At 61.3% G+C, this 22,902-nt stretch carries 15 protein-coding genes; 7 read left to right on the top strand and 8 right to left on the bottom strand.

The window, feature by feature from the left end:
* Positions 1–213 precede the first annotated feature (213 nt).
* A complete protein-coding gene (locus ABEA58_RS03030; protein ID WP_345548715.1) occupies positions 214–5,001 on the top strand; it encodes an immunoglobulin-like domain-containing protein in 4,788 nt (1,595 codons plus the stop codon).
* A 337-nt stretch (positions 5,002–5,338) separates the two neighbouring features.
* Here ABEA58_RS03030 and ABEA58_RS03025 read toward each other — a convergent pair whose 3' ends face one another.
* From ABEA58_RS03025 to can, 4 genes are all read right to left on the bottom strand, one after another.
* A complete protein-coding gene (locus ABEA58_RS03025) occupies positions 5,339–6,118 on the bottom strand; it encodes a glycerophosphodiester phosphodiesterase (RefSeq protein WP_345548714.1) in 780 nt (259 codons plus the stop codon).
* A gap of 214 nt (positions 6,119–6,332) precedes the next feature.
* Positions 6,333–6,860, bottom strand: coding sequence for a flavin reductase family protein (locus ABEA58_RS03020; RefSeq protein WP_345548712.1), 528 nt, complete (start codon positions 6,858–6,860; stop codon positions 6,333–6,335).
* Between the two features lie 146 nt (positions 6,861–7,006).
* The gene (locus ABEA58_RS03015; RefSeq protein WP_345548710.1) at positions 7,007–8,755 is read right to left on the bottom strand and encodes an FAD-dependent oxidoreductase; all 1,749 of its coding nucleotides are present in this window, start codon (positions 8,753–8,755) and stop codon (positions 7,007–7,009) included.
* Between the two features lie 94 nt (positions 8,756–8,849).
* Positions 8,850–9,506, bottom strand: a complete 657-nt coding sequence (can, locus tag ABEA58_RS03010; RefSeq protein WP_345548708.1) for a carbonate dehydratase — start codon at positions 9,504–9,506, stop codon at positions 8,850–8,852.
* Between the two features lie 537 nt (positions 9,507–10,043).
* Between can and ABEA58_RS03005 the strand changes: the two genes are divergently transcribed.
* From ABEA58_RS03005 to ABEA58_RS02980, 6 genes are all read left to right on the top strand, one after another.
* Positions 10,044–10,535 carry a GNAT family N-acetyltransferase gene (locus ABEA58_RS03005; protein WP_345548706.1) on the top strand — a complete coding sequence of 164 codons (492 nt, stop codon included), beginning with the start codon at positions 10,044–10,046 and terminating at the stop codon, positions 10,533–10,535.
* 193 nt (positions 10,536–10,728) lie between these two features.
* Positions 10,729–11,448 carry a hypothetical protein gene (locus ABEA58_RS03000; RefSeq protein WP_345548705.1) on the top strand — a complete coding sequence of 240 codons (720 nt, stop codon included), beginning with the start codon at positions 10,729–10,731 and terminating at the stop codon, positions 11,446–11,448.
* 256 nt (positions 11,449–11,704) lie between these two features.
* Positions 11,705–12,826: a phospholipase A gene (locus ABEA58_RS02995; RefSeq protein WP_345548703.1), complete on the top strand. Its 1,122-nt coding sequence runs from the start codon at positions 11,705–11,707 to the stop codon at positions 12,824–12,826.
* A gap of 93 nt (positions 12,827–12,919) precedes the next feature.
* Positions 12,920–13,324, top strand: coding sequence for an NUDIX hydrolase (locus tag ABEA58_RS02990; RefSeq protein WP_345548701.1), 405 nt, complete (start codon positions 12,920–12,922; stop codon positions 13,322–13,324).
* A 209-nt stretch (positions 13,325–13,533) separates the two neighbouring features.
* Complete coding sequence (locus tag ABEA58_RS02985; protein ID WP_345548817.1) at positions 13,534–15,657, top strand: aminotransferase class I/II-fold pyridoxal phosphate-dependent enzyme; 2,124 nt, start codon at positions 13,534–13,536, stop codon at positions 15,655–15,657.
* Positions 15,658–15,661: 4 nt separating this feature from the next.
* Positions 15,662–16,408 (top strand): SDR family oxidoreductase, encoded by a 747-nt coding sequence (locus tag ABEA58_RS02980; protein WP_345548699.1) that lies wholly within the window; start codon positions 15,662–15,664, stop codon positions 16,406–16,408.
* Between the two features lie 37 nt (positions 16,409–16,445).
* On the opposite strand, the gene ABEA58_RS02975 is transcribed toward ABEA58_RS02980, so the two are convergent.
* From ABEA58_RS02975 to leuS, 4 genes are all read right to left on the bottom strand, one after another.
* Positions 16,446–18,110, bottom strand: coding sequence for an acyl-CoA dehydrogenase family protein (locus ABEA58_RS02975; RefSeq protein ID WP_345548698.1), 1,665 nt, complete (start codon positions 18,108–18,110; stop codon positions 16,446–16,448).
* Between the two features lie 234 nt (positions 18,111–18,344).
* Positions 18,345–19,346, bottom strand: coding sequence for a DNA polymerase III subunit delta (gene holA, locus ABEA58_RS02970; RefSeq protein ID WP_345548696.1), 1,002 nt, complete (start codon positions 19,344–19,346; stop codon positions 18,345–18,347).
* 14 nt (positions 19,347–19,360) lie between these two features.
* Complete coding sequence (locus tag ABEA58_RS02965; RefSeq protein WP_345548694.1) at positions 19,361–19,885, bottom strand: LPS-assembly lipoprotein LptE; 525 nt, start codon at positions 19,883–19,885, stop codon at positions 19,361–19,363.
* Between the two features lie 368 nt (positions 19,886–20,253).
* Complete coding sequence (gene leuS, locus ABEA58_RS02960; RefSeq protein ID WP_345548692.1) at positions 20,254–22,851, bottom strand: leucine--tRNA ligase; 2,598 nt, start codon at positions 22,849–22,851, stop codon at positions 20,254–20,256.
* Positions 22,852–22,902: the final 51 nt, after the last annotated feature.

Genomic DNA, 22,902 nt, shown 5'->3' with positions numbered 1-22,902 from the left:
CGTTTTGGTTGAAATTATTTAAATATTCTACTTTTCGTGCCAATATCCTTCTAATTTTGAATTGCCCATGAATCATTATCGCACTTTGCTGATTCGGTCACGGTTTGCCTCGGAAAAGTGAGATAAATCTATCCTCGCTGGGTGAAGGCTGCTCAAAAAGGCGAGCAGCGTCACAATAAAAATAATAATCAAAATGTCTGGCGGGTATTTATTATGTTGAAAAAAGTAATACGCTTGGCCTTATTGCCAGTTTTTTTTGGCTTTCCATTATTCGCTTCGGCTAACGACACCCTATTGCCAGATAAGCAATTAACCTCAAATCAGTACCTCGTTTCTCGTAATGGGGATTACCGTATCACCTTGCAGCGTGACGGCAATTTTGTATTGCGCGACTGGAGTACACGCAAAGCACTTTGGGCATCAAGTACGCATAATACGGCAGCAACGAGAATCCGCCTGCAAAGTGACGGCAATCTGGTTTTGCGTAACGCATCCGGCCAGGCGGTATGGTCTAGCAAAACACACAATCAAGCGGTAACGATGGCGGTTATCGAAAATGACGGTAACTTTGTTTTGTATGCCGCCTCGGGTGAAGCATTGTGGGAAACCGCCACCTCGCAAATCCCCACTGATACTGTTGCGCCCGTTATCACCCTGCTTGGCAACCAAAGTATCACCCTGGATCAAGGCGACAGCTTTAGCGATCCGGGTGCAACGGCGAACGATAATGAAGATGGCGATCTTACAGCGGCTATTACCGTCAGTGGTTCGGTCAATACCAGCCAGGCTGGTATATACACCCTGCGTTATGATGTGAGCGATACCGCTGGCAATGCAGCGAATACGTTAACGCGATCCGTTGAGGTGGTCGCAGACACCATTAAGCCGGTGATCACTCTGCTCGGCAGAGAAAGTATTACCCTGGACCAGGGCGATACGTTTAACGATGCCGGCGCAACGGCGAGTGACAATAAAGATGGTGATCTTACCGCGGCTATTACCGTCAGCGGTGCGGTAAACACCAGCCAGGCTGGTATATACACCCTGCGTTATGATGTGAACGATGCCGCTGGCAATGCAGCGAATACGGTAACACGCTCGGTTGAGGTGATTGCAGATACGGTTAAGCCGGTGATCACTCTGCGTGGCAGAGAAAGTATTACCCTGGACCAGGGCGATACGTTTAACGATGCGGGCGCAACGGCGAGTGATAACAAAGATGGTGATCTTACCGCGGCTATTACTGTCAGCGGTGCGGTAAACACCAGCCAGGCTGGTATATATACCCTTCGTTATGATGTCAGCGATGCCGCTGGTAACGCCGCGAATACGGTCACTCGTACTATCAACGTAATCGCAGATACCGTGAAGCCTGTGATTACTCTACTCGGTAGTGCAAGCACCAGAGTGGTTCAGGGGGAGGTTTTTACCGATCCGGGTGCCACTGCACTCGATAATAAAGACGGCGATATTACCCACCTTATTGCCGTGAGTGGCGCGGTCAATACCAGTCGACTTGGTACCTACACCCTTGTCTATGGGGTCAGCGATGCCGCGGGTAACCGCGCTGACTCGGTCACCCGTTCCATAGAAGTTGCCGCACCGCCCCCACGGGCCTGGGGCGATACACTGGCAACAGGCCAGCAGCTAGTCACCAATGAACATTTGACATCGAGTAACGGCGAGTATGTTTTATACATGCAGACCGATGGCAATGTGGTGTTGCGGGATACCGCTACCCGCTCAGCAATCTGGGCAACCGGCACCAGTGGCAGCGGCGCGATTCGGCTGCGCCTGCAGAGCGACGGCAACCTGGTGATGCGCGATGCCGACGGCAAGGCCGTCTGGTCCAGCAGAACGGATGGTACCGGTGCTGACCGCCTGACCCTGCAGGACGATGGCGATTTGGTACTGCGTGACAGTAATGGCAATACGGTTTGGGCCAGCGGCACTGCACAACAGCCGCCTGATACAGTAAAACCCGTCATCACTCTGTTGGGCGCATCCAGTATCGTGTTGAGCCAGGGGGACGGGTTCACGGATGCGGGCGCAACCGCCAGCGACGATATTGATGGCGATATCACCCCAAGCATCACGGTTGCTGGGGCGGTCAATAGCGATCAGCCCGGCAACTACGCCATCACCTATCACGTACAGGACGCGGCGGGCAACAACGCCGATCCGGTGAGCCGTTTTGTTACGGTATTAGCCCGCAATGATGATTCTGGGGATGATGGCAACAACGGCGCAACCCCGGAAATAACCGCCAAAAGCCGTGGCATCTTTTCGGCACCGGACGCCGCTCTCTATTCGCTCAACGATTCCAGAGCCTCCGCTTTCCCAAAAATTATCGACTCCGGTTTCGAGGGGAACGGGCACGCGGAAACCTGGGACGGACGCATCTTTGTCCGTAAGCGCAAGTTAGGCTGGTATGCGAGCGCTTTCCGCCCGGAGAGAATCACTCGCAACGCCGATGGCAGCATTAATTTTAAAAATGGGGCTTTTGGCAGCAGTGTTGAACTGCAATCCAAGGCAGACGCCGATGCCAGGAGTATTCATCAAAACTGGCTGGCTATCGCTCAAGACTTTTCTGTGGAAGGGAGAAACCCCTTTCCCTCCGATGCGGCGGGCAACTACAGCAGCCTGGGCACCTATGCCACCTACAAAGCCCTGGTCTATGTGACCTCAACCGCGGCCGGTGATAACGACCAGATGGGTTTTTTCCGGGCCACCTTTATCGTCGCTAATGCCAATACCCGGGATGCCCAGGTGGTCAGCGCGCGGTTTAATGGCGGCTTCCAGCGTCTGCGGCTAAAGAATAGTGAGGACTTCCGCTGCATCGAGCCATCCGTCACGGTAAACGGGATGCTGATTGTCTGTCAGGGGCACCCAGACAATAACGGCCGTATCGATAATCTGGTCTATAGCTGGAACCCGGCCCCCGGGGCGGCCAGTGGCTGGAGCCTGCCCAAATCCATCGCCAATATGTACTGGGACGATAGGGATACAGACGTAGCGGGGGTGAAATTCTCTATGCGTTTTCCCATCGCCGAGCGGCCTTTAGTCGATGCCACCGGCAATGCTTACGGACCCAATGAGTTGGTCAAGGGCGCCTACCCCTGGGTCAGCCACGATGGGGCCGAGTTGTTCTACCAGGCCTCACGGGAGGGGGTGAGTGCGCGCAGAACCGCGACGACGGTTGTCGGCCGCTGGACCGGGTGGACATTCCGCCATATTGACGGTCCCATCAATCCCAATCGCCATCGTGACACACGTTTGTTTATCTCATCCCCGGGGGCATTCACCACCATGTGGTCGCCCTATAAAAACGTGGATGACTTGAAAATGCCCTATTCACTGCGTGGCCCTGGATATCCGATTTTCGGCTCCAATAACCACGACTATTCAGAAGTAGGCTTCAATGATTATCTGGATGGGAACTTCATTCTCTACTATGGCATGAATGAGCAGGTTGACCGCTCTGGTGCTTTCCAGAAAACAGGCACCAATGATACCTCCGGAAACTTCAACAATGGCACCCTGGTCAATGCGAAGTTTCCACTGGAATACAATGGTCAGGATGTATTGGCGGGCCGCTTCGGGCAGGCTATTTATTTCCCCTCCGGCAGCTATGTTGAGGTCGATAAAAACCGCGGTTGGGATAGCCTGGGCAATGGCGCCACGGTGGATTTCTGGCTGAATATGGCCAGCAGTTCAGGTTCTATTCCCCTCTTCTCCCTAAGCGGCGGTGTGGAAATTTCCCTGGCCGATGGCGACACTCTGGTCGCAACGGTCACCGATACGGCGGGTGAAACGGAAACCCTGATTGGTGGCGGGATTGCAAACAATAGTTGGCAGCATATAGCGTTAGCGGTTGATCCCGCCAAACAGCAAATGCTGCTTTACCTCAACGGCAGGCTAGTAGCGGATCGTGCGTTAACCAACTTCGGCACATTGCGTACTGACGGCGCCGTGCGTCTCGGCCCGCAAAACGCCAATGCGCTGTTATTGCTCGATGAAGTCAAAGTTTCAAACGTCGCCCGTGAAGCCCATGAAATATCTCACTATGCACACGTGAGCAGCCATAAGGCAGCAAGTGGCGAACTGCTGGCGAATATCCCCGCTTATCTGCAGCCTTTGCGATTCAATGCCACGGGCGTGGACCGATTCAGTAATCGTGCGGCTGATTTGGGTGCGAAACTGTTTGTCGACACGATCCTGTCTAGGGAAAGGACCACCGCCTGCTCGACTTGCCACAACCCCAATCAGGCCTTCACGGATGGCAAAAAGATCGCTCAGGGTAACGAGTCAACCGATGATGGCAGGCGCAACTCGCCGACACTGCATGACCGTTTATTCTCAACCATGCAGGGCTGGAGTGGTGAAGCCAAAACCCTGGATACCCAGGCGCTGATCCCCATCGCGGCGCCACATGAGATGAACCTGCCGGTGGATGAGGCGGTGCAGCGCCTGCAGGCCAACAGCAGCTACCGTGATCAATTCTTGCAGGTGTATGGTCAGCTGCCCAACGCCGAAAATATCGCCCTGGCACTGGCAAGTGTGCAGGCAACACTGTTTTCACCCAAAAACCGCGTCGATGACCATTTGGCCGGGGATAGCACCGCGTTGACGGAGTCAGAAAAACGCGGCCTGGATTTATTCAATGGCAAAGCGCGCTGCAGCGGTTGCCACTCCGGGGTGAACTATACCGATGAGAGCTTCCGCAATAACGGCCTGACGGTGGACAGCGATTTTGGCCGTGCCGACGTGACCAATAGAGACCGCGATTTCCGTTTGTTTAAAGTGCCCACGCTGCGCCAGCTCGGCGAAACCGCACCCTATATGCACGACGGCAGTATGGCTAACTTGGAAGCCGTGGTTCGCGCCTATAACGCTGGCGCCTTGTCTGTGGCAGACAAAGATACCGATATCCGGCCGTTAGAGTTGTCGGAACAGGAAATCGCGGATTTACTGGCATTTTTGCAGGCGTTAACCAATTAACTCGCAGGCGCTCACTTCACCGGGCCAATAAAATCCGCATGCACAGCAGCGGTGGTGTTGCCCCTGCAGGCTCCTCACAGCCTGTAGGGGGGCACTAGCAGTCCACTAGTAGCGAGCACTGGTAGCCACTAGCTGTTAGTCGCAAGCAGAATTGCCAGGGTTGGCAGGGTTGGCAGGGTTGGCAGGGTTGGCAGGGCTGGCAGGGTTGGGACGTGGCGGTCTTGAAACCCTGCGGCCTTGAAATACTGCCGCCTTGAAACGCGGCCTTCCCGCAACACCGGCCCTTTAAGCTGCGCTTGTGTGCAATCCCAGGGGGAGTCCCGCGTGGAGGTCTCGCCTATACCGGTGGTTTGTCTTCCAGCTCTTCCGGTGGTTGCAGTTGCTGCTGCATCAATATTTCCGCAGTTCTGGAAGCGTTGTAGTTCATCACCAGCTTGGGGTGGTCGGTGAAGACTCCGTCTGCGTCCATGGCGGCGAGCAGGTGCAGGTCTTCCATGGTGTTGACGGTGAACACGTAGCTCTTCAGCCCCCGGCGCTTGCCATCGGCGATCATCTCCGCATCGGCAAAATCCAGGCTGAGATGTATGGAGTAGGCCTGCAGGGGCTCGGCACAGGCGGCCAGATCGAGGGGGATGCCGTCGATGAGTACGCCGCGGCGCACCTGCGGCAGCAGTTGCAGGCTCTCGTAAATCTGGCGGTGGTCAAAAGAGGAGATCAGGTACTGCTCGAAGCTGCCGCCATTGTCGCGCACGTAGGATTCCAGTTCCGCGGCCACCAGGGCGGCGCAGTTGGGGCCCTTGAGTTCGATATTGAGCTGGGCGTGGTTGTCCACCAGCTCCAACACTTCCCGCAGGGTGGGCACGCGGCCGCCACAGGGGAGTAGCATTTCGCGCAGGGCTTCGGGGCAGAGGTCGGTGATCAGTTCGCTGCCGGCGATCAGGCGGCCGAGGCGGCGGTCATGCTTGACCAGCAACTGGCCGCGAACATTCCAGATATCGATTTCGATACCGTCCACATCGAATTCCAGGGCGTGCTGAATGGCCTCCAGAGTGTTCTCTGAAGCCTTCTCCCGGTAGCCGCGATGCGCGAAACAGAAGAGGGGGCCCGGTGTCTGCATACATTTCCAATCCGCTGAATTGGCTTGGCGGCGCTGGGGAAGCAGCCGTTCTGCAACAGTCGTCATGTCATCGCGTTATGCCACAGCGACGCAGCGCCGGACAAAAACCTGGCAGACGGAACCTAGTGCCAGTCTGCCTGAGAAGTATGACGTGAACACTGCAGTGCGGCCACCAGCAGGGGCAGTTTTTTGACCGCCGGTCCGCCGCTGCGGGTCAGTCGTCGGCAGACAGGGTGCGGTAACTGCCCCGGTGGAACACCAGCGGTTCGCCGCCTTCGGCGTTGAAGTTCAATACCTCACCCAGCAGGATAGTGTGGTCGCCGCCCTCCACGCAGTTGCTCAGCCGGCAGTGGAAGTAGGCGGCGCAGTGATCAAGGATCGGCACCTGCTGCGGACCCTGTTCCGGCCCCATATGCCAGCGCACCTGGCCAAACTTGTCGGCGCCGCGCCCTGCGAACAGGTTGGAGACCTGCTGCTGGTCGGCCTTGAGGATATGCACGGCGAAATACGGCTGCCTGGTGAAGGCCTGGTAGCCCAGCGACTGCTTGTCGATGCTCCACAGGATCAGCGGCGGATCGAGGGAAACGGAGTTGAAGCTGTTGACGGTCATGCCCAGCGGCGCGCCGCTGGCATCGCAGGTGGTGACCACGGTGACCCCGGTGGCGAACTGTCCCAGAGTGTCGCGCAGGGCGCGGCTCTGCAGGGCGTTGGGAGCGGGGGCCGTTGAGTGCTGTGTGGTCATACTGCTGCTTAAAAATTGAACGCTTAGGTCGGGGCGGCCATTCTACGGCAATTGCGCCGTCTTTGCGCGCCCACTGAGGGGGTTGCTGCCCTGCACAGGCGGCAAAGACGGCGGTTTGCCGAGGTCGGCGACGCCAGATTTTGGGACTACTTGTCCGCGATCATGTCTATGGCGTCGTCCATGAGCGGGCGGCACTCTGCCGCGAGGCTGTCGCGGCGGGCAATGGCATCGCCGGTCAGGGCGAAGCCGAGCAGTGTGCCGTCGGCAGCGCGATAGGCCGCCGAGACGCCATTGCCGCTGGCCTCGGTTTGCCATTCCCCTTCGCTGCCGGGCCTGGGCGGGCAGATGGTGGTGGGGCGCAGGCTGGTTTTCACCGCCACTGGCATGACGCCGTAGGCGACCGGTGTCTCTTCGCCGCTCAGGGTTTTGGCCAGGGCGCGGGCGGACTGCATCAGCGGCGCGACAAAATACAGCAGGTGACCATCCACCTCGGCGCAGTCCCCCAGGGCGTAGATGTGCGGGTCGCTGCTCTGCAGGCAGCGGTTGACGGCGATGCCGCGATTGACCGCGAGCCCAGCCTGCTCGGCCAGCCCGGTATTCGGCTGCAGGCCGAGGGCGGCGAGGGCGATATCGGCTTCCAGAGTGTCGCCATTGTCCAGTTCGGCACTGATACCGCCATTGTGCTGCCTGAGGGCGGTTACCTTGCGCTGGCCGTGGAAGCGGGCGCCGGCCTGTTCCAGCGCCTGCTGCAGGTCACGGCCGGCGGCCTCGGGCAGCAGTGTCGCCAGCGGCCAGCCGAGGGGGTCCACCAGGTCCACTTGGTAGCCCGCCTGCAGCAGGTCGTTGGCAAATTCACAGCCGATCAGGCCGGCGCCGATCAGCAGAACCCTGCGCCGGTTGCTCAGGGCTGTGCGGAAGCGGTGATAGTCGCTGAGGCTGTTGACGCGGAACAGGCGCGCAAGGCCGTCGCCGGCGATAGGCGGCAAGGGGCGGCAGCCGGCACCGGTGGCGAACACCAGCTTGCCATAGCGGAGTGTGGCCTGGTGGCTGCCGTCCTCGGGCGCCAGGGTCAGGGTGCGGGTTGCGGCGTCAACCGCGCTGACGCGGGTGTGGACGAGAATTTCCGCGTTCAGGTCCCGGGCCATGTCCGCGGCGGAGGTGCTGGCCAGCTGCTGCGGCGTCTTGCCATTGGCGAGGGAGGCGGAGAGCAGCGGTTTGGAATAGAAAGCGCCGTCGTCGCCCGTAATCATGATCAGCGGGGTAAGCTGATCCAACTTGCGGAATTCGCGGGCCAGGTTGTAGCCGGCGAGACCGGTGCCGATGATGACCACTGGTTCGCGGCTGCTATCCAGCTCCGGGGTATTGATCTGAACGGCTTGCAGCTGCGCTGCGGCGGCACCCTGTGAGGTTTCTGCCGGCGCCGCCGGTTCAGACGCCAGCACCATTTCAAAGTCTTCCTTGCCGACGCCGCATTCCGGGCAGGTCCAGTCGGCGGGGATGTCTTCCCAGCGGGTGCCGGGGGCGATGCCATCTTCCGGCCAGCCCTTGGCTTCGTTGTAAATCCAGCCACAGACCACGCACTCCCAGATGCGGTAGGAGCTGTTTTGCTTGTCGCTTTGGCGGTTGCCGGAGGTGGGGCTGTCTGTGCTGGAGGACTCTGTGGACGCGCCCTCTGGGGCAGGCTGCGCGGCGCTCGAGCTGGCGGGCTGATTCGGCTGGATCAGTGCCGGCAGCATGACGAAGTCTTCCTTGGCGGCGCCGCACTCCGGGCAGGCCCAGTCGTCGGGGATGTCTTGCCAGCGTGTGCCGGGGGCTATGCCTTCCTCGGGCCAGCCCTTGGCTTCATCGTAAACCCAGCCACAAATCTGACATTCCCAAACCCGGTACCCGGACATGCTTACTCCCGTTAGGCCATTGATCGTGCCCGGCGCTGGCCGGGCGGAAAAATCTTTGTGCCGGGAGTGTAAGAAAAATCCGGGGGGAAGTCTGCTACTCGTCGTCGCGCTGGGCGATATTGGCCAGCGCGGTATGGTAGATCTCGGCTAGCTGCTCTTCACCGGTGATGGAGATACCGGGCTCGTACACCAGCCCATCGCGCAGTCCATACACCCATCCATTGACCGAGAGGGATTGGCCGCGCCGCCAGGCGTCGCGGACGATGGTGGTGTGGCAGACATTGACGACCTGCTCGAGCACGTTGAGCTCGCACAGCAGGTCGACCCGCTGGCGCTCCTGGAACAGCTTGATCAGTGCCCGGTGTTTGTCGCGCACATCCTGAATATGGCGCAGCCAGTTGTCGATCAGCCCCAGGTGCATATCCTCAAGCGCCGCCTGTACACCGCCACAGCCGTAGTGCCCGCAGACGATGATGTGCTTGACCTTGAGGATCTCCACCGCGTACTGCAGCACCGACAGGCAGTTGAGATCGGTGTGCACCACCAGATTGGCCACATTGCGGTGCACGAACAGCTCACCGGGCAGCAGGCCGACGATTTCATTGGCGGGTACCCGGCTGTCGGCACAGCCGATCCAGAGGTACTCGGGGGATTGTTGCTTGGAAAGTTTGAGGAAAAAATCCGGGCGTTGCTCGGAGGTGGCCTTCGACCATTGGCGGTTGTTTTCAATCAGGTGTTTGAGTGGCTGCACAGGAGGTTCCGCAATGACTGTATGTTCACAAATAGGGGCCAGCTTACCCTCGATGACGCGGCGGGCCAAGGGCTGGCCAACTCACTGGCGGTGTGACGCTGAATTCCTCTGGCGGATTTGCTAACCTGCAGCTCCAAACCGGGCTGAGAGTCGTGGCTGGTCAGAGCGGCTGGCGGCGTTGCCTGGAAAGGCTGGCGGTATGGTTTAGCGCAGCCTGCGGTGCCTGCAAACGCAATAAGCCTAAAGCGGGGAAGAGCGAAGAATAATGAGAATAAGGAAATGAGAACAAAGAGCAGCCCCTGGAGGCGGCGCCGGCGCACCTATCGCGCCAGCCCCCTGTGTCGTCATCGAGTCCGCGTCCGCTGGCTTCTGGCCCAGCGTCTGCGAATACGCAATTACCTGCGCAGTTTCTCGGGCAAAGCACCCGCCCCGGAATCCAGCCCGGAGCATTAACCTCCGCTCAACAGCACAACCCCATTGCCGATTGGCGGGCACCGCCGGGTGAAATTGTGACCCGCCACCCCAAAAGGAGTACCCATGAGCGAAAACACCATCGAAATCCTGCTTGCCGACTATGCGGACCCCGCCCACGCCCGCGCGCTGGTGCAGTTAATGGATGAGTATGCGCGGGACCCCTTCGGTGGCGGCGAACCCCTGAGCGATCGGTGCCGCCATGAGCTGGTGGCAAAGCTCGCGGCTTTTCCCGGTGCCTTCTCGGTACTGGCGTTTGATGGCCCCAGGGCGTTGGGTCTTGTGAATTGCTTCACTGGTTTTTCCACCTTTGCCTGCCAGCCGCTGGTCAATATCCACGATGTGATTGTTACCGATGCGGCCCGCGGGCGCGGTGTTTGTGGGCGCATGCTGGATCTGGTTGCCGCCGAGGCGAAGCGCCGGGGCTGCTGCAAACTTACCATGGAGGTTCTGGAGAAGAACCTGCCGGCGCAAAGCGCCTACCGCAAGGTCGGTTTTAAGCCCTATGTGCTGGATGAGTCCATGGGCCAGGCACTCTTCTGGCAGCGTTATCTCTGAGTATTTTAATCGCTGACATGTCCGTGAAATGACCCGTGAAATGGTCGCCGAAATAGCCGTTGAAATAGCCACTTCAAGTAGAGCGTGAAGGGGCGCCAAAGGCGACCCGGCCGCCCATCGCTGTGCAATACTTTCCCTGCAATGGGTTCCACCCGCCGTTCGTTGAGCGGGACGGACCAGGGAGGAATTTGCAATGGAATTGATTTCCACGCTGGCGCAGGGACGCTACGAGTACAGCTGCGATGGCCGCGCCATGCCGGTGCAGGACAGCTGGCAACTGGGGCTGAATGAGCAGGGGCAGCGTATCCTGGTCAGCCAGAGGCTGGTGGGCGAGCAGGGTTTTGGCATGGAGGTGCGGGCCCGCTTTCAGAGCGGGCTGGTGACCGAGTGCGATGTGCACTGGCGCGATGAGGTGGACGAGGTGCATGCGCACTATGCGCTGCAGCCGAAAGGGGCTGAGCCGACACTGGGCGACCCGATTATCGCGCGCTGGACTGGGCCGAACGGCCCTCAGGAAGCCGAACTGGATGGGCGCAACCGCCTGCTGTTCCCACTGATGCGCATATTTATGGGCCCGCTGCTGCTCATGCTCGATCAGCGGCGCGAGGGGCTGGAAGTGGTCAGCCCGGATATTGTCGACCCGTCCCAGCGCGGCAAATTACTGGCGCCGCGCATCAGCTTCCGCTCGGCCCGGCCGATGGCCGGCGATGCCGCCACTCAGGGCGCGCCGGAGCTGGGGGAAGATATTTCCGCGTTTATTTACCACGGCGATGAGGCGGAGCGGGATACCCACTGCTATCTCGATGGTCGCGGCCTGTTAATCGGCTACGACTGGCCCTCGAGTACCGGCCGCCTCTGGCAGGTGCGCCTGCGCGACCTGGAGTGGTCTCCCCGGCTGCGGGCACTGGTCTGAATGTTGGCCGAATAAGCCCGCTGCCTGGCGGCGTCCGCCGTCGGGCTTTCCGTTTATTCTGCTGTCGCAGAGTTGCTTTCTGTACCCCTTCGCATCGTCGGCTCTGCCTCTTTTTGAGGCCTCGTCTCTGCGTATCCCTGAATTTGCGCTTGTGCACCTGTTCGCCTGCCACCGCAGCGGACGCCTCTCACGCCTGAAGCATTCTCCCTTGCCGCGGTGTAAGCTTGCCTCTCGCCGTGACGTGAGGAGAAAAATTTTGCCACATGGTCGTGCCACCGGACTTGCCGCCCTGCTGATGCTTTGCGCGCCCGCGGTTTTCGCCGAGGAGTCGATGTCCGCCAATAGCGAGCCGCAGACGGCGCCCGCGCTTCCCATCATCGAATCCCCGCAGGACCTGCCCCTGGCGCAGCGCGAGGAGAACTGCCTGCTGGAGCAGATGCTGGTTGCCCCTGCCAGTACCACTGTGGACGAAATGCGCCGCTTCTGCGCCGAGCGGGTACGCCAGCCGTTGGCGGAAAGGCCACCGCGGCCGCTGTTTGGCAGTGTGGCCGGGGAGAGCGAAACCACCGCCGAAATCGTCACCAGTCAGGCGGCGCAGGCCATTCGCGATGCGGCGAACAACCCCTTTACGCTGGCTTCCCACAAAGCCAACTATCTGCTGCCGGTGGTCTATAACCCGTCCCCAAACGAAGCCGGGCTGGAGGGTTTCGAGGAGGGCGGTGCCGATATCCATCTCAATGAGATCGAGGTGCAGTTCCAGCTCTCTGTACAGGTGCCGGTATGGCGTGGCTTTCTCGGCAAGGCTTCGTTTATGAGCCTCGCCTACACCAACAACAGCTTCTGGCAGGCGTACAATTCGGACGATTCGGCCCCCTTCCGTGAGACCAATCACGAGCCGGAATTGATCGTGACCTGGCTGAATGACTGGAGCCTGTTCGGCTTCCAGAATATCGCCAACCAGCTGGCGTTGAACCATCAGTCCAACGGCCGCAGAGAGCCCCTGTCGAGAAGCTGGAATCGCGTCTACGCCAACTTTATTTTCGAGCGGGATAACATGCTGCTCAGCTTCAAGCCCTGGTATCGGATACCGGAGTCGCGCGAGGAGGATGACAACCCGGATATCGAGGCCTATCTCGGCCACTTTGAACTGGCGGGCATTTACAACGCGCGCAACCAACACAGCGTTTCGCTGATGCTGCGCAACAACCTGCGCTCGGATAACCATGGTGCCTTTGAGCTGCGCTGGGGTTTTCCCATGGGTAACCGCCTGCGTGGCTATGTGAAATATTTTACCGGCTATGGGGAGAGCCTGATCGATTACAACGAGTCGGTCAGCACCCTCGGTATCGGTATCGAACTGGCCCGCGGCACCCAGTGATCGCGCTCGGTTCCGGAATGCGCGGGGAAGGGCGCGGGGTAGGGCGCGGGGTAGGGCGCGCAGTTGAGCTTTCACTCACAGGGGTGAGGCAGCGTGGCTTTTGAAGATACCTATCGGCTCAGCGCCCATGCGGTGATCACCAATGATGCCGGCGAGGTTCTGCAACTGCGGGCCACCTACGGCGATGGCAGCTGGGGCCTGCCCGGCGGTGCTCTGGACCCCGGCGAGACGGTGCACGAGGCCCTGCTGCGGGAGTGCCGGGAAGAGCTGGGGCGGGCGGTGCATATCGATTACCTGAGCGGGGTCTATTACCACCGCGTCTACCACTCCCACGCATTTATTTTTCGCGCGCACTTTGCCGATAGCGGTGAGATAGTGCTCTCCGATGAGCACTCCGCAATGGCTTTCTTCACTCTCGAGCGGCTGTCGCCGGTACAGCGCCAGCGTGTCGCCGACTGCCTGGAGTTCGACGGTCGCGTTCGCAGTGGCAAATTCTGACAGCTGCATTTGCCGTTAAAACCGCGGTTCACCGTGGGGCTTCTGCAAATCCCTCGCCGGGGCGGCCTGTTTCACTGTGCTAACGGCTTTTAGCTTTCTTTGCATTTCTTCAGGTCTAGCTCTCTTTAGCTCTCTTTGTCGCTCTTTACCCCGCTTACCCGTGGCGCAGCTATGCTTTTCAGGTAACGCAGTGAATTTTGGGGCGAGTGATGCCGGACCTGGGCAACCTGAGGGAGGGGCTGCAACCCCTGGAGTGCCATGTGGCCCTCGTCAGCGCCGACCGGCGTTTGAGCCGGGACTGGGCGGCGGCCCTCAACAAAACCGCCGCGCAGCACGAAAACCCTTTCGGTCTCCGTTTCAGCGCGGTGCTGCCCGGTGCCGCAGAGCAGCTGCTGTACCGGGACGATAAACTGCAGGCACTGATCGTGGATGCGGGGCCGGCGGCAGCGGGTCTTGCCGCCGCAGAGGCGTTGGCAGACCGGCTGCATGGGGTGCGCACACAGCTGAATGTGTTCCTGCTCACGCTCGGCTGCGACATTGCCGTATCCCTGCGCCAGCGCTTCGACGAGCTGCTTGACCGTCGCGAGGGGAATTTCAATCACGTATTTCGCCTGGTGCAGGCGTTTATCGCCAGGCGGGCCTCGACGCCTTTTGCCGACACTCTGAGAGAGTATGTTTTCAGCGCACGGGATGCCTGGCATACCCCGGGGCATTCCGGCGGGGACAGTTTGCGCAACAGCCCCTGGGTCGGTGATTTTTATCGTTTTATGGGCGAGCATGTGTTCAATACCGATCTTTCCGTTTCGGTACAGGTGCTCGACAGCCTGCTGGAGCCGCACTCGGTTATTCAGGCCGCCCAGGATCTGGCCGCGCAGGCGTTCGGCGCCCGGCAGACCTTTTTTCTCACCAACGGTACCTCCACCGCCAACAAGGTGGTCATCCAGCAGATCCTCGGTGGCGGCGGCAAGATTATTGTGGATCAGGCCTGCCACAAATCGGTTCATCACGGCATTCTCATGAACCGCTGCGAACCCATCTACCTGAAATCCACCCTGCATCCGCGATACGGACTCTACGGCCCGGTACCCCGTGAGGAAATCGAACGGGCGCTGCAGCAGAACCGGGATGCGCGCCTGCTGGTGCTGACTTCCTGCACCTACGATGGCCTGCGTTACGACCTCTTGCCGATTATCCAGCGCGCCCATGGACTCGGGGTGAAGGTGCTGGTGGACGAGGCCTGGTATGCCCACGGCTATTTCCATCCGCTGCTGCGCCCGACGGCGCTGGAGTGCGGTGCGGATTACGTGACCCAGAGCACCCACAAAACCCTGTCGGCATTTTCCCAGGCGAGCATGGTGCACGTGCAGGACCCGGATTTTGATGAATTCCGCTTCCGCGAAAACCTCAATATGTACGCTTCCACCAGCCCCCAGTACGCCATGATTGCGAGCCTCGACGTGGCCCGCAAGCAGGCCGCCATGGAGGGTTATGGCCGCATTGAACGCTCGCTGAAAATGGGGGAAACCCTGCGCCGGGGCGTGGACCAGACCGGCGTCTTCCGTGCACTCACCCGCGATGAACTGATACCCGCACCGCTGGCTGACGACGGTATTCGCCTCGACCCCACCAAGGTCACCATCGATATTTCCGCCAGCGGCTATAGCGGCCGGGAAATACAGGTGAGGCTCTTCGAGCAGTATGGAATCCAGGTGGAAAAAACCACCCAGAACACCCTGAGCGTACTGGTGACGCTGGGCAGTACCGAGAGCAAGCTGCTGCGCCTGCTGCACGCCTTCAAGCAGCTGGCCCAGTTCCCGCAGCGGCGCCAGCGCGCCGCTTCGGTGCGCAAACTGCCGGAATTTACCCGCCTAAAACTGCTGCCGGCGGATGCCTATTTTGCCGAAACCGAGGAACTGCCGCTGATGGACAACGGCGTGGAGGCGGCAACACATTTAATAGGCCGAGTGTGCGCCGACGAGATAGTGCCTTATCCGCCGGGTATTCCCGTGCTGGTGCCGGGGCAGGAAATCTCGGCGGAGATTATCCAGTTCCTGCAGCAGCTGTTGCAGGGGCAGAACAGCACGGAAATTCACGGGCTGATTTTCCGCTCCGACGAGCCGATGTTGCGGGTGGTGCTTGAGAGAGCGGAAATCGGCAAGGCAGGGGAAATAGGGGAAATGGAGGAGATAGGAAAAACAGCAGAGAAAGCGGAAACTATCAAGGGGCGGCAGGAGAGGAGTCGGAACCAGAAACCTGAGCAGCCGCATCACTCCGGCACGGCGAATCTCCGCGCTGACTATCCTCCCCGGCCAGACCACAAAAGGGCGGTGTGACGTGATGGCGGTGATGGCTGAACCCCGGCGGATTCTGCTCGCCGGCGTCAGTGGCGGGATCGGCACGGCTATCAGCCAGCAGCTGGCCGGGCGTTTTCCCGAGGCGCAGCTGCTGAGTATCAGCCGCAGTGCCGAACCGCCCGCGGGGTTGCCGGTCGCGGAGCACCTGCGGGCGGACCTGACAGAGCCGGATTCGGTGCCGGCGGCAAGGGAATTTCTGGCGGACAGGGGCGCCCCCCCGGATTGGGTGATCTGCTGTTGCGGCATTCTGCACGGTGGCGGTGGCGGTCGCGGTCCGGAAAAGGCCCTGAATCAGTGTGAAGACCGCTGGCTGCTGGAGTCCATGCGCATCAATGTCATCACCCATCTGCATCTGGCCCAGGCGCTGGCGCCGCTGTTGCAGCGCCATTGCCCGCTGGTGTGGGCATCGCTGTCGGCGAAGGTGGGCAGTATTGGCGACAACCATTTAGGGGGCTGGTACAGCTACCGCATGAGCAAGGCGGCGCTGAATATGCTGGTGCGCAACCTCTCCATCGAGTGGGGCCGCCGGCTGGAGCGCTGCTGTGTGGTGGCGATTCACCCCGGCACTACCGATACCGGGCTTTCCAAGCCCTTTCAGAAAAATATCGCCGCGGACAAACTCTACAGCGCGGCGACAAGCGCCCGGCGCATCGTGGATGTGCTGGCGAACCTCGATGAAGCGCGCAGCGGCAGGCTGCTGTTCTGGGATGGGGAAGTGCTGCCCTGGTGATTGATGGGCGCGGGGTCTTGTTTGTATCCTGCCCGATTCAACCGATGGCGGGGTCGCCGCGGGCGATGATGGATTTTACATCGAGTCCGCCGGGCAGGGTGCCGGTGCTGTGGGCGCCGCTGCATCCGAGCCGGGAGGCGAGAAAGGCCTCGGCCACGGCGCTGTCAGCGCCCTGCACCAGCAGGTGGGCCTGCATGGTCAGCGCCAGCTGATCCGCCAGGGCGCGGGCGCGGTATTGCCGCTGTTCGCGGTCGGCCAACTGGTCCCTGAGCCGTGTCACCGCCTGATCGAGCAGCGGGTCCGCCCCCGCGCTCTGTTCCAGCTCCGCATCCCAGGCCTGTAACACCTCCGGCACCTTGCCCAGCGCGCGCAGCACGTCCAGGGCCTGGATATTGCCGGAGCCTTCCCAGATGGCGTTGATGGGGGCGTCGCGGTATAGCCGCGCGGTGATGAACTCCTCCACCACGCCGTTGCCCCCCAGGCATTCCATGGCCTCGTAGGCGTGATGCGGCGTGCGCTTGCAGATCCAGTACTTGCCCACCGCGGTGCCGAGGCGCATCAGCAGCCGCTGGGATTCCTCGTCCTGATGGTCCAGCGCCTGCGCCATGCGCATGCTGAGGGCCACGGAACCCTCTAATTCCAGCTGCAGGTCCGCCAGCACATTCTGCATCAGGGGCTGGTCGATCAGGCGCTTGCCAAAAGCCTGGCGGTGGCTGGCGTGGTGGATGGCCTGCACGATTGCCTGCCGCTGGCCGGCGGAGGAGCCGATCATGCAGTCGAAGCGCGTCGCCGCCACCATCTCAATAATGGCGTTGACGCCGCGCCCCTCGTCACCGACCAACCAGCCCAGCGCGCCGTGCAGCTCCACTTCTGCAGAGGCGTTGGAGACATTGCCGGCCTTGTTTTTCAGGCGCTGCAGCGGCAGCGGGTTCTTGCTGCCGTCCGGGCGCCAGCGCGGCACCAGAAAGCACGACAGGCCGCCGGGGGCCTGGGCCAGCATCAGAAAGGCGTCGCACATGGGCGCGGACAAAAACCATTTGTGCCCCTGCAGCAGGTAGCCGTCCATTGTTGGCGTGGCCACGGTGGTGTTGGCGCGCACATCCGAGCCACCCTGTTTTTCGGTCATGCCCATACCGATGGTGAGCGCTGACTTATCGGGGTAAGGGCGGTTGCTGCTGTCGTAGCTGCGGGCGCTGACCTTGGGCAGCCACTCCCGGGCCAATTGGGGATTGAGGCGCAGGGTGGGCACGGCGGCGAAGGTCATGGTGATGGGGCAGCAGTGCCCGGACTCCAGCTGGCTGTGCAGGTAATACTTGGCCGCCCGCGCCACATGGGCCCCGCGCCCGGGGGCGCTCCAGGGGGCGCTGTGCAGGCCCTCGCTGAGGCCCAGTTGCATCAGCTGTTGATAGGCGGGGTGATACTCAACCCGGTCGATCCGGTGGCCGTTGCGGTCGTGGCTTTGCAATTGTGGCGGGAAGCGGTTGGCGAGAAAGCCGCGCTCGATCATTTCCGGGCGGCCGCAGACTTCGCCATAGCGCTGCAGGTCATCCTCGGCCCAGTGGGCGCCGTAGCGGCGCACCCCGTCGCGCAATGCCTGGTCACTTGCGTAGAGGTTATGGCCGCAGAGCGGTGGCGTCTGGTTGAACACCCTGTGAGTGCCGTTCGGGTGAGCGGATGGTGAAGCCGGGGGCTGCGCGCTCATTGCGTTCCTCGCGTTCGGCCGGGAATGGCTTATTCACTGTAAACGCCCTGTCGGGATCCGCAATCCGCAAAAAGGTTTACCCGACAGCGCCGGAGGTGTTCCAAGGGGCGGAGTATGCGCGGCTAACCGGTGCAGGCAGGCGCGGGGCAGGAGCAGGTGCGGGTGACGGGCAAAAGGGAGAGCGGGGAGCAGGGGGTGGGGCAATAAGATGCGCGGCAAAAACCCGCGCAGCCGCTACAGGCTGCGCTTGCCGGAGAGGTTGAGGGTCAGTTCCAGCAGGCCCGTCCACGGATTCAGTTCGCGGCCGCCCTTGATGGCGTTATCCACGGCGCGGGCGCGCAGCAGCAGGGCTTCCAGCTGGCGCGGCTGCAGCCGTGACAGGGCCGCCTGTACCAGCGGCTGGCGTTTCTGGATGCGCACCAGGCGGTTAATCGGCTGGCCCTGATCCAGCTTTTCGCCGATCTCCAGCAGGCTGCGGATTTCCCGCGCCAGTGCCCAGAGCACCACTGGCGCCTCGACCCCTTCGGCGCGCAGTCCATGCAGGGTTTTTACCGCCGCTTCCGCGTCGCCGGCCAGGGCGCGGTCGATCAGCCCGAACACATCGTAGCGCGCCGAGCTGGCCACGGCGTCGTTCATGGTGCTGGCGGTGATCAGGGTGTCGCTGCTGAGCAGCTTGAGTTTCTCGATTTCCTGGCTGGCGGCCAGCAGGTTGCCCTCGACCCGTTCGGCGAGAATCTGGATGGCTTCCGGCTCCGCGTCCAGTCCCTCTGCGCGCAGGCGCTGGTGAATCCAGCGGGGCATTTCCTGCGCGTCTACTGGCCAGATCTGGATCAGTGCGCCTTGCTGGTCCAGCGCTTTCATCCACTTGCTGTTCAGCTGGGTGCGATCCACTTTCGGCAGTACCAGCAGCAGTAGCAGGTCCTCGCTGCCGATCTGCGCGAATTCCTGCAGGGCCTTGCTGCCTTTGTCGCCGGGCTTGCCGCTGGGGAGGCGCACCTCGATCAGTTTTTTCTCCGCGAACAGGGACAGGCTGCCGGCAGAGGCCAGCAGCTGGCCCCAGTCGAAATTGTTCTCGGCGTGCAGCAGCTCGCGCTCGCTGAAACCCTGCTGCCTGGCGGCGGCGCGGATGCTGTCACAGCACTCCTGAATCAGCAGCGGTTCATCCCCGGAGACCACATAGATGGGAGCGAGCCCTTTGTTCAGGCTCTGGGACAGCTGGCGGGGGTTTAGGCGCATGGCGGGGCGGTTTCTCAGTAACTGCGTTCTTCGAGGGTTGCGCCGATATCGATGCGGCGCAGGCGGTCGATCATGCGGCTGATCAGCTCGCGGCGCATTTCCGCGCGCAGCAGCAATTCTTCCTCGCCCTTGCTCACGGTTTCGCTGTCGTCCCATTCCAGCGCCCGGTAGACGTCGGCTTCGGCGTTGTTGAGCAGTATGCGGCCATCGCGGTCGGCAACGCTGTAGAGGGCGCTGGTGATCAGCTCGTATTCGGCCACACGGCCTTTTGCGTTCACGGCGACTGTGCGGCGCTGCTCGGTTTCCTGGTGGATGGTGAGCACATAGTCGGCCAGCTGCGGCGATTCCGCCATGGGAATACCGCCGTTGCGCAGCAGCCGGGTCAGCTGCTCGGCGATATCAGAGCGCGGGTCTTCGGCGGTGATATACAGGGTGCTGCCGGGGGGGAAGTTCTTCGGTGCACCGCGCAGCTGCCAGCCGCAGGCTGTTAGTGCGCAGGCGAAAATCAGGAGGAGAAAAAGCCGGATATTTTTTTTCATGGTTTGGCGCTGGTTTTTGGTTCTGGATCGCCGACACGGGGTCGGCGAAGCATTCTAACTGGTTGAGCAACGGTTTCTTGAACAGCTTATTGGGTAAACCTTATTGGAAAATCTGCGTGGAAGCCCGCCCCTCTATCGTCAAGGATATGCCAGCTAGGCTGTTGCGGGGGCGGGATTTCCCGGCCGGGTAGCGGCTACGGTCCTCGGCTCGGTATCAGGCAGTGAGAGCACAGGGTAACAAGAACACACGGTAACAAGAGTGCAGGGTAACAGGAGGCTCAATGACAGGGGATAAGCGCGTTGCGCTGTCGCTGGCATTGAGCCTGCTGTGCTGACCCTGTGCTCCAGTGGCCTACAGGGCTTGTGGTCTATTTGGCGACGATGTTCACCAGCTTGCCGGGGACGACAATCACCTTGCGCACGGTGGCGTCGCCAATGAACTTCTGCACGTTGTCGTTGGACAGCGCCATCTGTTCCAGTGTCGCCTTGTCGGCGTCCGCGGGGGCTTCCAGCTTTGCCCGCACCTTGCCGTTCACCTGCACCACCAGGGTGATGCTGGAGCGCACCAGTGCTTTTTCATCCACCTGCGGCCAGGGGGCGTCCACCAGCGCATGCTGGTTGCCGAGAGCCTGCCACAACTGGTGGCAGACGTGTGGAGTGACCGGCGCCAGAAGCTGCACGGCGGCCTCCAGTGCCTCGCGTTCCACCGCCAGGCCCTGCTCGCTGTCGCGCTCGGCGAGCTTGCCGACTTCGTTCAGCAGCTCCATCACCGCGGCGATGGCGGTGTTGAAGGTCTGGCGGCGAGCGTAGTCATCGCTCACTTTCTGGATGGTTTCGTGGGTCTTGCGGCGCAGCTGCTGTTGTTTGTCGCTCAGGCTGTCGGCGTCGATCGCCGCGCTGCTGCTGCCGGTGGCCAGGTGGCCGTGCACGGTCTTCCACAGTTTGCGCAGGAAGCGGCTGGCACCCTCCACGCCGGCGTCGTGCCACTCGAGGGTCTGTTCCGGCGGCGCGGCGAACATGGTGAACAGGCGCACGGTATCGGCACCGTACTGCTCGACCGCGGCGTGGGGGTCGATGCCATTGTTCTTGGACTTGGACATTTTGACCACGCCGCCAGCGATCACTTCCGCGCCGGTGCTGCGCTCGACGGCGCGAATGGCTTTGCCTTTTTCGTCGCGTTCCACGTCCACGTCGGCGGGATTGACCCAGGTCTTGTGGCCCTCGTGCTCGCGGTAGAACGACTCCGCCAGCACCATGCCCTGACACAGCAGCTGCTTGAACGGCTCGTCGCTGTCCACCAGGCCCTCGTCGCGCATCAGCTTGTGGAAGAAGCGCGCGTACAGCAGGTGCAGGATGGCGTGCTCGATGCCGCCCACATACTGGTCCACCGGCAGCCAGTAGTTGGCGCGCTCCGGGTCCAGCATGCCCTGCTCGAAATCGGGGCAGGTGTAGCGGGCGTAGTACCAGCTGGACTCCATAAAGGTGTCGAAGGTATCGGTCTCGCGCTCCACCGGCTCGCCATTAAGTTCATCCTTGCGCCACTCGGGGTCGGCCTTGATCGGCGACTGCACGCCGTCCAGCTCGACGTCTTCGGGCAGCAGGATCGGCAGCTTGTCCGCCGGCACCGGGATCTCGCCGCCGTCGGGCAGGTTGAACATGGGGATCGGCGCGCCCCAGTAGCGCTGGCGCGATACGCCCCAGTCGCGCAGGCGGTAGTTGGTGGTCACCCGGCCCTTGCCGGCCGCAGACAGGGCGTCGGCGATGGCGTTGAAGGCGGCGTCGAAGTCCAGTCCGTCGAAGCCGTCAGAGTTGACCAGCACACCCTTGTCGACAAAGGCCTCTCGGTCCAGGTCGATGGTCTCGTCGCCGGCGGGTGCCACCACCTGCTGGATCGGCAGGTGGTACTTGCGGGCGAATTCCCAGTCGCGCTGGTCGTGGGCCGGTACCGCCATCACGCAGCCGGTGCCGTAATCCATCAGCACATAGTTGGCGACCCATACCGGGACTTCCTTGCCGGTGATGGGGTGCAGGGCCTTGATGCCGGTGTCCATGCCGCGTTTTTCCATGGTGGCCATGTCGGCCTCGGACAGGGACTGCTTTTTGCATTCCTCGATAAAGCGCTGCAGTTCGGCATTGTTCTGCGCCAGTTCCAGCGCGATGGGGTGCTCGGCGGCGATGGAGACGTAAGTCACGCCCATCAGAGTGTCCGGGCGGGTGGTGTAGACGTCGAAATGGTCGGCTCCGGCGATGGTGCGGGGCAGGGCGAAACTCAGCTCCACGCCCTTGCTCTTGCCAATCCAGTTGCGCTGCATGGTGCGCACCTGCTCGGGCCAGTGGGGCAGCTTGTCCAGATCATTGAGCAGCTCTTCGGCGTAATCGGTGATCTTGATAAACCACTGCGCCAGCTCGCGGCGCTCAACAGTGGTGCCGCAGCGCCAGCAGCAGCCGTCCTCTACCTGTTCGTTGGCGAGTACAGTGGCGTCGTGGGGGCACCAGTTGACCGCGGAGTTCTTCTTGTACACCAGGCCCTTTTCGTACAGGCGAGTGAAGAACCACTGTTCCCAGCGGTAGTAGGAGGGCTGGCAGGTGGCCAGCTCGCGGGACCAGTCGAAGCCGAAGCCCAGGGCTTTCAGCTGGCCTTTCATGTAGTCGATGTTGGCGTAGGTCCACTTGGCCGGGGCGGTCTTGTTCTGGATCGCGGCGTTCTCCGCCGGCAGGCCGAAGGCGTCCCAGCCCATGGGGTGCAGTACATTCTTGCCCTGCATGCGCTGGAAGCGGGTGATCACGTCGGTGATGGTGTAGTTGCGCACGTGGCCCATGTGCAGCTTGCCGCTGGGGTAGGGGAACATGGACAGGCAGTAGAATTTTTCCTTGCTGTTGTCCTCCGTGACTTCAAAGCTCTTCTGCTCCTCCCAGAACTTCTGGGCGGCGGCTTCGACTGCGGAGGGGTTGTACTGCTCTTCCATCGGCGGGAACCTATACTCTGTGACTCAATTCGAAGTGGGAATTCCAGTCCA

The sequence above is a fragment of the Microbulbifer aestuariivivens genome (genome assembly GCF_039545115.1).
Lineage (GTDB): Bacteria > Pseudomonadota > Gammaproteobacteria > Pseudomonadales > Cellvibrionaceae > Microbulbifer > Microbulbifer aestuariivivens.
The sequence above is the reverse complement of the archived record's forward strand: the minus strand, read 5'-3'. Positions and strand labels throughout refer to the sequence as shown.

What these genes read in the sequence shown, in the direction of transcription:
- leuS (WP_345548692.1), bottom strand. Translation starts at nt 22,851, where the DNA reads ATGGAAGAGCAGTACAACCCCTCCGCAGTCGAAGCCGCCGCCCAGAAG.
- ABEA58_RS03020 (WP_345548712.1), bottom strand. Translation starts at nt 6,860, where the DNA reads ATGACCACACAGCACTCAACGGCCCCCGCTCCCAACGCCCTGCAGAGC.
- holA (WP_345548696.1), bottom strand. Translation starts at nt 19,346, where the DNA reads ATGCGCCTAAACCCCCGCCAGCTGTCCCAGAGCCTGAACAAAGGGCTC.
- ABEA58_RS03025 (WP_345548714.1), bottom strand. Translation starts at nt 6,118, where the DNA reads ATGCAGACACCGGGCCCCCTCTTCTGTTTCGCGCATCGCGGCTACCGG.
- ABEA58_RS03015 (WP_345548710.1), bottom strand. Translation starts at nt 8,755, where the DNA reads ATGTCCGGGTACCGGGTTTGGGAATGTCAGATTTGTGGCTGGGTTTAC.
- ABEA58_RS02975 (WP_345548698.1), bottom strand. Translation starts at nt 18,110, where the DNA reads ATGAGCGCGCAGCCCCCGGCTTCACCATCCGCTCACCCGAACGGCACT.
- ABEA58_RS03030 (WP_345548715.1), top strand. Translation starts at nt 214, where the DNA reads ATGTTGAAAAAAGTAATACGCTTGGCCTTATTGCCAGTTTTTTTTGGC.
- ABEA58_RS02985 (WP_345548817.1), top strand. Translation starts at nt 13,534, where the DNA reads ATGCCGGACCTGGGCAACCTGAGGGAGGGGCTGCAACCCCTGGAGTGC.
- ABEA58_RS02980 (WP_345548699.1), top strand. Translation starts at nt 15,662, where the DNA reads ATGGCGGTGATGGCTGAACCCCGGCGGATTCTGCTCGCCGGCGTCAGT.
- ABEA58_RS02965 (WP_345548694.1), bottom strand. Translation starts at nt 19,885, where the DNA reads ATGAAAAAAAATATCCGGCTTTTTCTCCTCCTGATTTTCGCCTGCGCA.
- ABEA58_RS03000 (WP_345548705.1), top strand. Translation starts at nt 10,729, where the DNA reads ATGGAATTGATTTCCACGCTGGCGCAGGGACGCTACGAGTACAGCTGC.
- ABEA58_RS03005 (WP_345548706.1), top strand. Translation starts at nt 10,044, where the DNA reads ATGAGCGAAAACACCATCGAAATCCTGCTTGCCGACTATGCGGACCCC.